This is a genomic window from Stenotrophomonas ginsengisoli (assembly GCF_001431485.1).
Lineage (GTDB): Bacteria > Pseudomonadota > Gammaproteobacteria > Xanthomonadales > Xanthomonadaceae > Stenotrophomonas > Stenotrophomonas ginsengisoli.
On record NZ_LDJM01000010.1, the window covers coordinates 37,091 to 49,179 of the forward strand.

Annotated in this window: 14 protein-coding genes and 2 pseudogenes; all 16 read right to left on the bottom strand. The window is 64.0% G+C overall.

Going from position 1 to position 12,089, the window contains the following annotated elements; genetic code table 11:
* Position 1: 1 nt before the first annotated feature.
* The 16 genes and pseudogenes from ABB30_RS03680 to ABB30_RS03750 all read right to left on the bottom strand — a co-directional run bounded on the left by ABB30_RS03680 (position 2) and on the right by ABB30_RS03750 (position 11,870).
* Entirely contained in the window at positions 2-370 is a 369-nt protein-coding gene (locus ABB30_RS03680; protein WP_057636966.1) for a flagellar basal body rod protein FlgB, read from the bottom strand.
* A gap of 13 nt (positions 371-383) precedes the next feature.
* Positions 384-1,499 carry a flagellar basal body P-ring protein FlgI gene (locus ABB30_RS03685; RefSeq protein WP_245626408.1) on the bottom strand — a complete coding sequence of 372 codons (1,116 nt, stop codon included), beginning with the start codon at positions 1,497-1,499 and terminating at the stop codon, positions 384-386.
* Between the two features lie 2 nt (positions 1,500-1,501).
* The gene (locus ABB30_RS03690; RefSeq protein ID WP_245626409.1) at positions 1,502-2,098 is read right to left on the bottom strand and encodes a flagellar basal body L-ring protein FlgH; all 597 of its coding nucleotides are present in this window, start codon (positions 2,096-2,098) and stop codon (positions 1,502-1,504) included.
* Entirely contained in the window at positions 2,091-2,756 is a 666-nt protein-coding gene (gene flgA, locus ABB30_RS03695) for a flagellar basal body P-ring formation chaperone FlgA (RefSeq protein ID WP_057636969.1), read from the bottom strand. Before flgA ends, ABB30_RS03690 begins: the two co-directional genes overlap by 8 nt.
* Positions 2,757-2,759: 3 nt before the next feature.
* Positions 2,760-3,533, bottom strand: a complete 774-nt coding sequence (locus ABB30_RS03700) for a flagellar hook-basal body protein (protein WP_057636970.1) — start codon at positions 3,531-3,533, stop codon at positions 2,760-2,762.
* An 11-nt stretch (positions 3,534-3,544) separates the two neighbouring features.
* Positions 3,545-4,234, bottom strand: a complete 690-nt coding sequence (locus ABB30_RS03705; RefSeq protein WP_057636971.1) for a flagellar hook-basal body protein — start codon at positions 4,232-4,234, stop codon at positions 3,545-3,547.
* 3 nt (positions 4,235-4,237) lie between these two features.
* Complete coding sequence (flhA, locus tag ABB30_RS03710; RefSeq protein ID WP_057636972.1) at positions 4,238-6,304, bottom strand: flagellar biosynthesis protein FlhA; 2,067 nt, start codon at positions 6,302-6,304, stop codon at positions 4,238-4,240.
* The gene (locus ABB30_RS03715) at positions 6,301-7,368 is read right to left on the bottom strand and encodes an EscU/YscU/HrcU family type III secretion system export apparatus switch protein (protein WP_057636973.1); all 1,068 of its coding nucleotides are present in this window, start codon (positions 7,366-7,368) and stop codon (positions 6,301-6,303) included. The genes flhA and ABB30_RS03715 overlap by 4 nt, the downstream gene beginning before the upstream one ends.
* 1 nt (position 7,369) lies before the next feature.
* Positions 7,370-8,128: a flagellar biosynthetic protein FliR gene (locus ABB30_RS03720; protein ID WP_057636974.1), complete on the bottom strand. Its 759-nt coding sequence runs from the start codon at positions 8,126-8,128 to the stop codon at positions 7,370-7,372.
* Positions 8,129-8,130: 2 nt separating this feature from the next.
* On the bottom strand, positions 8,131-8,394 hold the full coding sequence (locus ABB30_RS03725) for a flagellar biosynthetic protein FliQ (protein WP_057636975.1): 264 nt from the start codon (positions 8,392-8,394) through the stop codon (positions 8,131-8,133).
* Positions 8,391-9,542 (bottom strand): tetratricopeptide repeat protein, encoded by a 1,152-nt coding sequence (locus tag ABB30_RS16920; RefSeq protein ID WP_083489665.1) that lies wholly within the window; start codon positions 9,540-9,542, stop codon positions 8,391-8,393. Before ABB30_RS16920 ends, ABB30_RS03725 begins: the two co-directional genes overlap by 4 nt.
* 24 nt (positions 9,543-9,566) lie before the next feature.
* Positions 9,567-10,157, bottom strand: coding sequence for a putative Ig domain-containing protein (locus ABB30_RS15620; protein WP_083489666.1), 591 nt, complete (start codon positions 10,155-10,157; stop codon positions 9,567-9,569).
* Between the two features lie 21 nt (positions 10,158-10,178).
* Positions 10,179-10,382: pseudogene (locus tag ABB30_RS03735) on the bottom strand (transposase); the annotation flags it as partial.
* A gap of 113 nt (positions 10,383-10,495) precedes the next feature.
* Complete coding sequence (locus tag ABB30_RS03740; RefSeq protein WP_211263443.1) at positions 10,496-10,753, bottom strand: hypothetical protein; 258 nt, start codon at positions 10,751-10,753, stop codon at positions 10,496-10,498.
* A gap of 71 nt (positions 10,754-10,824) precedes the next feature.
* Positions 10,825-11,535, bottom strand: a pseudogene (locus ABB30_RS03745) (IS30 family transposase); the annotation flags it as partial.
* Positions 11,536-11,612: 77 nt separating this feature from the next.
* Positions 11,613-11,870 carry a hypothetical protein gene (locus ABB30_RS03750; protein WP_211263444.1) on the bottom strand — a complete coding sequence of 86 codons (258 nt, stop codon included), beginning with the start codon at positions 11,868-11,870 and terminating at the stop codon, positions 11,613-11,615.
* Positions 11,871-12,089: the final 219 nt, after the last annotated feature.

The following is a 12,089-nucleotide window of genomic DNA, read 5'->3' on the forward strand; positions in this document are numbered from 1 at the left end:
ATCAGCTCCTTCCGGTGACGGCCAGGCGCATCAGGCTGAACTGCCGGCTCAGCGCGTCGCCCAGGGTCTGGTAGTTCATCGAGGCAGAGGCCATTTCCGCCACCTGTGCATCCAGCCCGAGTGCGCTGGCTTCTGTACTGCCTTCGCGCGGGCTCAGCGCACGCAGTTCGGCCAGGCCCTGCTGCAGGTCGGCGGCGGAGGCGCGGCCTTCGCCATAGGCGGTGAGCAGCCCTTCCAGCCGCGAGAAATCCAGCGTGTGCGCACGCAGGCCCGGTGCGCCGGCGCGGGCGATGTTGCTGCTGGCCAGTTCGGCGCGCATCTGCTGCAGCCCCATGGACAGCCGCACGGCATCCAGTGTTGACGCTTCCATTGCCTTTCCCCTGTTATTGGATCACCAGCTCGCCATCCAGCGCGCCAGCGGTTTTGATCGACTGAAGGACCGCGATGACATCGCGCGTGGACAATCGCGCTGCGCGCAGCGCACTGATCAGGTCAGCGACTGACGCGCCCTCCTGCATCTGCACCAGCGGTGCCACGCCCTCATCGGCTTCAATGCGGGTGGACGGCGTCACCACCGAGGCAATCCCGCTGCCCGGGCGGTAGTACACGCCGTCGGGCTGGGACACCTGGAACTCGGTACGGATCTCGATCTTCAAACCACCGTGCGAGACGCTGACCTTGCCCAGGCGCACATCCCCGCCCGCCACTACGGTGCCGGTGCGCTCGTTCACCACCACGCGCGCCTTGCGCTGCTGTTCCAGGGTGAGATTTTCCAGCTGCGCGATCAACGCCACCATGTCGTCAGGGCGCTCGTTGAAGTGAACGCTGACCTTGCCGGCGTGGTCGGCCTTGGCGCTACCCACATCGCCCAGCCCGCGAATGGCTTCTGCAATGCGGGTGGCATTGGTGAAGTCCGGCTCGTTCAGCACGATCGCCAGCGAGCTGCCATCGGTGTCCACCTGCAGGGGTGACGCCTGTTCGATGCTGCCGCCGGAAGGAATCCAGCCCACCGTAGGGTGATTCCGCTGCAGCGAGGCGGCCATGCCTTCGAACTGGTAGCCGCCCACCGATAGTGCGCCCTGCGCCAACGCATACAAGCGGCCATCGGCCGCCCGCAGCGGGGTGAGCATCAAGGTGCCACCGGTCAGGCTGCGGGCATCGCCCGACGAAGCTACCTGAACGTCAATCAACTGGCCCGGTTCAGCGAACGACGGCAGGCGCGCGGTCACGATCACCGCCGCCACGTTGCGGCTGGCAATGTCGGTGTCGCTCACGTTCACGCCGAAGGTCCGCAAGGTGTTGGCGACCGACTGCACGGTGGCGCGGTTGCGGCTGGAATCACCCGAGCCGGACAAGCCAAACACCAGGCCATAACCGGTCAGCTGGTTCTCACGTACACCGGCGACGCGGGCTATGTCCTTCACTTTCACGGTGGCGGCCAGGGTATCGCCGCCCAGTGCGCAGACACCCAGCAGGGACAGCAGAAGAAAGCGCTTCACGCTCACAGCAACCTCAACCATTTCAGCGTGCGGTAGATCAGGCTCTGGCGCTGCGACGCACTCACATCGCCCACGCCGTCCAGTTCGATTTCCGCATTGGCAATGCGGTGCGACCAGACCGTGTTGTCGGCCGCAATATCCTGCGGTCGCACCAGACCACGCAGACGGATGTGCTGGCGCTCGCGGTTGACCAGCAGGGTCTGCGCACCTTCCACCGCCAGCGTGCCGTCCGGCCGCGCGTCCACGACCTGCACCGAGATCTGCGTGCGCAGTTCGCCGCTGCGGGTGGTCTGTGCGCCGGCACCGTTGCTGCCGCTGAGCCCTGCCTTGGCCGAATAGTCGGTGCTTGGCGACGACAGCGAGGCTCCCAACGCCAGCTGGCTGGAGGCGTCTGTTGCCGCCTGCGACTTGGCGCGGGTGGCTTCAGACACGTAGACGGTGAGGACGTCACCCACCCGGAACGCACGATGGTCCGCGATCAGCGGGCGGTAGTTCTCGATATCCACCAGGGTCTGGCGCACCGGCTCGGTTGCCTGTGCCCCTTGCGTTGCACCGATTAGGCACACCGCCATCAGCAGCGCGCGTTGTGTATCAGTCATGGATCTGTACCTCGCCCGGGGCGGTGACCGTAGCCACCACCGTTCCACGCGCATAGCTGGGGCGCACCGCAATGCGCTGGCCCACCTGGCCGTCCTGCAGCGCCACCGCCGCTGCAGAGAGTTCGATGTCCTTGTGCCGCACCAGCAGCTGGACTTCCTGCATGCCCTGCACGGCGGGAAGGGGTTCCAGCACGGCATCGGTGAGCGGCGTGCCGGCGCGCACGTCCTGGCGCAGCCGGTAGCCCTCGGCGGGCAGCGCCGCCAGCACGTTTCCGCTGCAGCAGACCATGTCGACGTTCGACTCGTGCAGACGCACGGTGTCCAGTCCGGTGCGCGCTGCGTAGGAGGCCTCGAACACCAGCACCGACCGCACGTCACTCGCGGTGACCGGCACGTTCAGTGTGCGCAGCACATGGCCGTCCACGCGCACTTTCAGCGGTACCGAAGCACGCGCGCGTGGCCAACGTCCGGCCACTTCGCCCGTTTCGAGCTGCACGGCACCGACCGGCAGTGCCTGCAGCCGCACCCTGCCCACCTGCACCACCGCGCTGCTGCCCTGCGCAAGCAGGCGCTGCTGCAGTTCGCTCTGGATCTGCGCAGTCACGGCATCGGCATTGGGGGCGGCGCTCGTGGTCAGCGCCAGCAGCAGGCTCCACATCCGTCAGCGCCTCAGGTTGTTGATGGTGTCCATGACCTGGTCAGCCGCCTGAAGCACACGCGCGTTGAGCTGATAGGCACGCTGGGCCAGCACCAGCCCGGACATTTCCTCGATGATCTCCACATTGGCCATTTCCATCTGGCCCTGGCGCAACTTGCCGGCACCCGCCTCGCCCGCGCGGCCATAGGTGGCGGCACCGGCCTGCGGGGTCACCGCGTACAGGTTGTCGCCAATGGAGCGCATCAATTCAGCCGCGGAAAAGCGCACCACTTCAATGGTGCCGACCACGGTGCGGTCGATCTCGTCGGGCAGCTGCACGGTCACTTCCCCTTCCGGGGAAATCTTGAGGTCGCGGCCTTCCTGCGGCACGCGCACGTCGCCGCTCAGGCGCAAGCCCTGGAAGTTGCGCAGCGAGCCTTCTTCATCCACGCGGAACTGACCACTGCGCGAGTACACCAGGCTGCCATCAGTGGCCTCGAACTCGTAGAAGCCTGCACCGTCAATCGCCACATCCAGCGGATTGCCGGTCTGGCGCATCTCACCCGGTGCAAACGAGGTGCTGGTGGAGGCAACGCGCACTCCGCCCGGGCGTTGCTCAGCCAGGGCAAGCGTCAGGTCGGCCCCCACCGCCGGCAACGGTGTGGCGATGTCGGCGAAGTTCACCCGGCTGCGCTTGAAGCCCGGCGTCTGCAGGTTGGCCACGTTGTTGGAGATTGTGTCCAGCTGTTGCTGGCCACTGCGCAAACCACTGGCGGCAATGTGCAATGCGTCGATCATGAGGTGTCCTTTCAGTTCTCGCCAATCCGGTTGATGCCGGTGTCCAGCATCTGGTCGTAGCTGCTCATGGCGCGTCGTACCGCGTCGACATGTCGGGTGAGTTCCATCAGCCGCAGCATTTCATCGGCCGGGTCCACGTTGGCCGCTTCCAGCGCGCCCTGCACCACGCTGCCCTGCCACTGCGCCAGCGCACCGTTGTAGCGGTAGGCCCCGTTGCCCATTGCGCGCAGCTCCAACGGCTGCGCTACCGCCACGATCTGCAGCTGGCCCAGCGGCTGCTGGCCGGCCCACAGCTGGCCATCGGCATCGGCGCGCAGCGGCGTATCGGCGGTGATGAGAGTCGGATCGATCTGCAGCGCGCCCGACTGGCCCAGCACGCGGTCGCCATGTCGCGTGACCAGGTAGCCATCGGCATCAATCTGGAAATTACCCGCGCGTACCAGCATGGGCTGGCCCTGGCGTTCGACAGCAAAGAAGCCCTGTCCACGCAGTGCCAGATCCAGTGCCCGGCCAGTTTGCGCCAAGCTGCCGTCGCGCTGGTCCACTGCCGGCGTCAGCCCGGACTGCTGCGCGAAGTCCGCGCGCATGCGCTCGGCGCGGTAGCCCGGCGTTTGCAGATTGGCCACATTGCGGCTGATGGACGACAGCGTGTCCACGTCCGTACTCATCTGGCGGCCCAGCGCTTGCAGGGTATCGGTCATTGCTTATTGGCTCCGGATGGCTGCGAAGGAGCGCACCGGCAACGTCGCCGGAATCTCGCACAGACTGATCACTGCCAGGTAGGGCATCGAGCGTGACAGCAGCTGGCGCAGGCTGCGCCGCACCGGGCCCGGGCACAGCAGCACTGGCACCAGGTTGCGGCCCATCATCGATTCGCTCTGCGTGGCCAGGCTCTTCATGAAGCCATCCAGCTGCGCGATCTCACCGAACAGACTGCCCCGCCCTTCGCTGCCGCGCACGCTGGACAGCAGTTCGTGTTCCAGCTCCGGAGCCAGGGTCATCACGTGCAGGTCGCCGTTGGCGTCGCGCAGTGCCTGGCAGATGGTGCCACCCAGCCGCTCGCGTACGCGTTCGGCCAGGTCCTCCGGATTCTTCACCGTGCGCCCGGCGTCGACCAGCACTTCCAGAATCGCTTCCAAGTGGCGAACGCTGACCTGCTCACGCAGCAGCAGCTGCAGCACCTTCTGCACTTCGGAAATGCTCAGGATGGCCGGGACCAGCTCCTCCACCAGCGAGGCATTTTGTTCGCGCACCCGGTTGAGCATGCGCTCGGTGTCCTGACGGGTCAACAGGTCGGCCGACTGGCGTTTGACCAGCTCGCTCAGGTGGGTGATCAACACCGTATCCGGCTCCACCAGGGTATAGCCGGCGCTGCGCGCGGACTGGCGTGCCTGGCGGTCGATCCACTGCGCCGGCAGGTTGTAGGCCGGGTCACGCGTGTCGGGCCCTTCCAGACGTGCGCGCTGTCCACCGGGATTGATGGCCAGCACGCGGTCGACCATCAGCGCGCCCTGCCCAACCCGGCAGCCGTGGAAGTGGATCTCATACTGGTCCGGGCCCAGCTCGGTGCGCAGTTGCTGCTGCACGCGCGGCATGACGAAGCCCAGGTCCTGCGCGAACTGCCGGCGCAGGTGCTCGATGCGATCCATCAGGTCGCTGTCCGCACCGGCGAAGGCATCGCACAACTCACTACCCAGACGCAACTCGATCGCTTCCACGCGCAGAATCTGGCCGATGTCAGGCGGGGCCACGCTGGACGGCTCGTTCGAAGCTGGCATCTCCGCATCGCCGACGGCGTCGTTCTGTTCGCCCTGCTGCGCGCGCGTAGCCAGCCATGCCAATCCGCCCAGAATGGCCAGCACCACCAGCACCGGGGCCACCGGGAAGCCCGGCAGCACCAGTACGATCATCAGCACCATCGCGACGATCAGCAGTGCTTTCGGGTTGGCCAGGATCTGTTTGGGAATCTCCGTGCCCAGCTGCGCATCGGTGGCGGCCCGGGTGATGATGATGCCGGTGGCCACCGCAATCACCAGCGAGGGAATCTGGGTGACGATGCCATCGCCGATGGTCAGCAGGGTGAAACGCTGCACCGCTTCACCCCACGGCAGACCCAGCTGGGCAATGCCCACCGCCAGGCCCGCGACGATGTTGGTGAGAATGATGACGATGCCGGCAATGGCGTCGCCCTTCACAAATTTGGTGGCACCGTCCATCGCTCCGTAGAAGTTGGCTTCGCGCTCGATCTGGCTGCGGCGGCGCCGAGCTTCCTTCTCGTCGATCAGCCCCATGTTCATGTCGGCGTCGATGCTCATCTGCTTGCCGGGCATGGAATCCAAGGTGAAGCGGGCCGCCACTTCGGCCACGCGCTGGGCACCGCTGGTAACCACCACGTACTGCACCACCACCAGAATGACGAACACCACGATGCCGACGATGTAATTGCCGCCCACCACGAATTCGCCAATGGCGTTGATCACCCGGCCAGCGTCGCCGCCTTCCAGGATCAGCCGCGTGGCCGACACATTCAACGCCAACCGGAACAAGGTGGACAGCAGCAGAATGGTGGGGAAGGTGGAGAACTTCAGCGGCGAATCGGTGAAGAAGGTCACCAGCAGAATCAGCAGGGCCATGCTGATGTTGAGCACCAGCAGCAGGTCCAGCAGCATCGGCGGCACCGGCACGAACAGCACGATGAGCACGCCCAGCACCAGCCCCACCATCGCCAGGTCGCGCTTGCCTTCCCACAGCTGGCCAAACAACGCCTTCATGCGGCAGCTCCACGCTGCGCCCACAGCCGGCGATACAGCGGGGCCAGTGCGCCGTACTGCGCCTCAGGTACCATCTGGTCGATGTCGCACTCACGGTACAGCGCCCGTGCCAGCGTCATTGACGGCCACACCGGCACACGGTGCTGCGAGGCCAGCTTGCGGATGTGCGCGGCCATCAGCCCCGCGCCCTTGGCCACCACCACCGGCCCCAGGGTTTTGCCCGGGCGGTAGCGCAGCGCCACCGCCACGTGGGTGGGGTTGGTGAGCACCATGTCCGCCTGGGCCACATTGCCCAGAGCCTGGGTTTTCTTCAGCAGCTCACGCAGCTTCTCGCGCCGACGGCCCCTGATGGCCGGATCGCCATCACGGCGCTTCACCTCGTCTTTCAGTTCGCGCCGGCTCATGCGCATCTTGCGCATGTAGTCGCGACGGCTGAACAGCAGGTCCGCTGCGGCCACCACGGCCAGAATCAGCAGCACATAGATGGATACACGAACGAATCCACTGAGCAGCAGGCGGCCGGCTTCGCCGGGCGCAATGCGGGTGGCTGCATCCACAATGGCCGGCGCATTGCGCAGTGCCATCCAGCACACGATGGCCAACAGAGCGAACTTCACCCCCATCTTGCCCAGCTCCCACAAGCTGCGGAGCGCGAACAGGCGCTTGAACGCCGCCGCCGGGTTCAGGCGCTTCGGATCGGGGGTAAGTGGCTGAGTGGTGAACATCAATCCGGTCTGCATCGCATTACCCAGCACTGCCGCCACCAACAACGCCAGCACCAGCGGCATCAGCGCATCGCCCAACGGGGCATAGAACGTTACCAGTGCGTGCAAGAGTGAGGCACCTGGGCGGGGCGCGCTGCCGGCCAGCTGCACCATCTCGCGACTGGCCTGTGCCAGCGCGTGGGCGACGTCGCCGGCGGTGATCGCCACCACGCCAGCGAAGACAATCAGAACCACAATGCCGGTCACATCCTGGCTGCGCGCCACGTTGCCCTGCTTGCGCGCCTCTTCCAGGCGGTAGCTGGTGGGTTGTTCGGTCTTGTCCTGGTCACCTTCGGCCATCTCAGCCCCCCAGCAATGCAGGCACGCGCGCATACGCGTCGCGGAACAACCGTGCAAACAGCACCGGCACAAACGGTAGCGTGGCCATCAGCAGACCAACCGCCGCCAGCAGCTTCAGCGGCAGCGCCAGGAAGTACACATTGGCCTGCGGCATCGAGCGGGTGGCATAGGCCACGCCCACATCCACCAGCAGCAGGCCCAGAATGGCCGGCAACACCACCGCAAAGCCGAGCAGGAAGCTCTGCCCCAGCAGGCCGGCCAAGCCATCCCATTGCAGCTGTACGCCACCACGCCCCAACGGGGCCAGCTGGATGCTCACCGCCAGCATGCGGTACAGCTGCAGGTGAAGGTCCAGCACAAAGAACAGCGCGATGGCCACCAGCATCAGCGCGGTGCCGAACACCGCCTGGGTGTCATTCTGGCTGCCCGGGTCGAACAGCACGCCGGCGCTGCTGCCGGCCTGCACGTCCAACACCCAGCCCGCCGTGTGCAGCGCCGCATTGGGCAGCATCACGGCCAGCCCGAAGGCGGTTCCGATCAACAGTTCCGCACAGATGGCCGAGATCCACGCCGCTGCACTGTGCAGGCCCACCGGCGCGCTCATCAGCGCGGTGGCCAGCCAGGCCAGCAGCATCAACAAAGCGATGCGCACCAAGCCGGGAGCCCAGCGCAGCGGTGACAACGGCACCAACAATACGGCGGGCAGAAACCGCAGCATGGCCAACAGGTAGGTGGTCAGGAAATCGTGGATGTACGACATACTTACAACCCGGCCGCCGTTTCGAACATGCGCTTGGCCAGCTCCACCGCCACGCCCAGCATCCACGCACCCAGCATCACGCAGACCACCACCACCACGATGATCTTGGGCACAAAGGTGAGCGTCATTTCCTGCACCTGGGTGACCACCTGCACAATGGAAATGAGCAGGCCCACCACCAAGGTGGCGAGCAAGATCGGAGCGCTCATCTTGACGGCGGCCAGCAGCGTCTCAATCAGCAGGCGGACGGCAAAATCGGCAGTCATGTGCGCAGCGGGGCCTGCCCGCCAAGAATGCCGCGCAACGCGCTGGCGAACACTGGCAACGGCATACCAACGCTGCGGCCGGTGGTGGCCAGCAGTGCGGCCAGCTCCTGCGAGTCGGCCGCGGAATCGCCCCTGCCATCGCGCAACACCAGCTGCGCGTAGCGTGCGGTGCTGGAATTCGGATCCAGGCGCAGCGCACGCTTCAGTGCGTCTTCGGCCTCGTCGGTCCGCCCCTGCAGGGCATGCACCAGCGCCAGGCCGCCATGGGTGTCGCCAAAGGTGCGGTCCACCGCATTGGCCTGTTCGAAACTGCCACGCGCCGCATCGGCACGGCCCTGCAGCAGTTGCGACCACGCCAGTGCGTGCCAGGTGCCCAGGTGTTCGGGCATGGCGCGGGTGGCCTGCAGCAAGGTGTTTTCCGCCACTGGCAGCTCACCCAGCAGCATGTGTGCCTGGCCCTTGCCAGACAGCGCCCGGCCGGACCCGGAATGCGCGCTCAACGCGCGGTCGAAGGCAGCCAAGGCATGCTCTGCGTCAGCCTGCGCCAGCGCCAGGGTACCGATGACCAGCAAGGCTTCGTGCTGATTGTCCTGCAGTTCAAGGGCACGCGCAGCATGCTCGGCAGCAGGTGCTGTGGAGTCAGCGTCCAGCATTGCCAGGGCCAGTACGCCAAGGGCCTGGGCGTCCAGTGGTTGTTGTGCTTCCAGCGCTTGGAGCGCACTGATGGCCTTGTCAGGCTCACCCGCAAGCATTGTCAGACGGGCAAGCAGAATCGTCAGTGCCGGATGCTGCCCATGGCGTTGCATTGCTTCAAGCACTGCCGCGGAGGCGTCATCCAGCCGGTGCAGGCACATCAGCGCAAAAGCGTAATCGTGGTCAATGGAGACCGACGTATCGCGGGACACACGCAAGGTTTCCAGCTGGCGCAATGCCTGTGTGTATTCGCCGCAACCCAGCGCCCACTGCGAGATGCGGTGCATCACCGCTGGCTTGGCAGCCGACGGATGCGTAATCAGCAGTTCGACGGCCTCACCGGCCTGCCCATCCAACACCAGCTCCTCGCCCAATGCGAACGCGAGGTCAATGTTGTTGGGATCTGACGCCAAATACACACGCAAACGCGCGGCTCGCGAGTGTTTGCGGACCATGCTCAAGAACAACCCCTGTCGACTTCAATGCAATGGCCCGTTGCGCGGAACCATTCCCCCTGAACATCCCCATGCCGGGCTGTTCGACTTGAAATCATGTGGTAAAAGGCGCGTGAAAGCAAGCGAACTTCGTCCAAGAAATTCGACGCGACCGGGTTCATCCCACCACAGCCCCGGCGGCAGTGTCGGGACGTTGTGGGTGACGGGGTCAGAATCCGGGTCAGAGAAAGCGGGAAGCACAACGCCCACACCGGTGCCGACCTGCATGTTCATCGTGGCGATGGCCGGTGCGGCAGGTGCGTTGTTGGCCTGTACCGTCAAGGTGAACGTGGCCGTGCCGACACCGCCACGCCCGTCATTGGCATGGATGGTGATGGCATAGCTGCCCGCCGAAGCCGAACCATTGATGGTGCGGCTGGCCGCGTCGAACCACATGCCAGCCGGCAGGCCACTGACCGAGTACGTCAGCGGGTCACCATTGGGGTCACTGAAGGCGTTGAGCTGAAAGCTGGCGTCAACGCCGACCTTGAGAAAGCGACTGAGCAATAAGCCCAGATGTGTGGATTTACGCGCTTTCGTTGATGTCCAGGGCATGTCGCACAGCACTTTTTCCATCGCCGGATCGCTCAGTACTTACCACTGCTGCAACAGGCGGATGCGAAGCATCGTATCCAAGCGATACGGCTGCCGGCCCATGTCGTCCAACGCGGGGCAATACAGCTCGATCAATGCCAGCAAGGCCCTCCACGACACAACCTGCTCGATCTCGAACAGGAAAATCTCGCGCAGTGGACGCTTGCGTCGGCTTTGTTGTTCGGCATCGCCAAAGGTCTTTTGCATCTTTGGATCAGGCTATCGAATCGGGGATAGAAGTTCGGCATGTTCGAAAAAGGTAATTGTTCAGTGCCACCACACTTACGGGGACGAAGCGCTTGGAGGTTGAATGATATTTCTCAGCGTTTCAATACGTAGGGGAAATTCGTGTTCACAAAGGTCATTGCAAACTCAATTGGATCAACGGCGCCACCGAGCGGATGCACCTTCATCAAATAACTGTCCCAAATGGCCCTGATCTGAGCTGGCACGGCATCTGGAAAATCCATCTGCGAGCCGACAATTTCGAACCAAGAACCCGTCGCGCCATAGATTTCAGCCAGCTTGCCCTCCATGCCTTTCAGGATCTCATCCTGCTGAGGATCGAGCTGCCCCATTGCACTCAGCACATAGCAATCCAGGAGCTTCAGAAACGGCCTTCCAACGTACCTATCCATCGCGTTATTTTTGAATGTAGTAAAAGGGCTGGCAGTTTCTTCATTTGGCGGCTGAAGCCCTCCAGTGCATCTGCTGCTGTGCAGCCGTCCATCCGGCAGAGGATGACGAAGCGTGCCTTGCGCTCCACCAATATGCCCACGGCCGAGCGGTTGAAGGCGCCCTTGATCAGATTGCCCTCCCAGTGGCCAGGCAGCAGTCGTTGCTCAATTTCCTCGGGACGGTGCTTGATGCTCAGCTCTTCCGGGACGAAGGTCTTGGCCGCGGCGGACTTGCGGCCCAGGCCGCGCGTCGGCCTGGCTTGCCGCAGCGCCTCCACCATGGCCTGCTTGAGTCCGCCGCGTGGCTGGGCATAGATGGCCGCGTAAATTGTTTCGTGGCTGACAAGGCCAGGGCGGATGGACTCAGGCATCTGGCGGAGTTTGGCGGCAATCTGCTGCGGTGACCAGCGCCTGTAGACAAGGTGGTCGTGGACGTATTGATAAAGCCTGCTTCCGGCCACCAACCGCTTCATCGGTCTGTAACGGCTGCGGCGCCGGCGATAGTTCAGAGCGGCCTTGCTGGCGTTGTACGCAGCTTGATCGCAGCGCCGGAGCTCTCGTGAAACAGTGGCTGCCGAACGCCCAAGGCGCAGCCCGATTGCTCGCAAACTGCTGCCGTTTTGGCGCTCGATCATGATTACGGCTCGTTCTTCAGGGCTCAGGTGTTGATAGCTTCTGGACATGGCAACGGCCCGATATGGGGGCGTTGCACTTGGAAGTTGAGTCTAAGCAGTCTCGGGGGCAGTTGTTTAGAGATTCCCTAAGAAGTTTGCCCTAGCCGAATCTCAAATGCTGCAAAATCCGCATCCTCATATAGATACTCCCGGTCACTCGAAGGAAGATCCGCCGCCCCCAACAAAGCGAGAGCCTCCCACACGTCATCGTCAGTGACATCAATATCATCGTTGTCTAGGAAGGAGAAGGCCCAAGCTGCAACTTCTTCGCGATAGAGGTCAGATAATCTGACCTCGCGCAACTTAGCGAAAACCGCCTCTCGTGTTGGCAACTGCTTTCTCATCCTCATCTCCGGTGAGTGCATTTACCATCAGCATCGAAAATTCTATGGTTATTGAGCTCAGTTACAGGTTTGGGAGCGACGCTACGGACTCTGCCTGCATGATCTAACGTTTCGTACCAAGTTCTTGTGGGCGTGCGCAGCACGCGCACGAGCGCGTGGCGAGGGAATCACCGAAGCGATGACAAGCAGTCCACGCGCAACGCGGTGATGTTCGGCGAG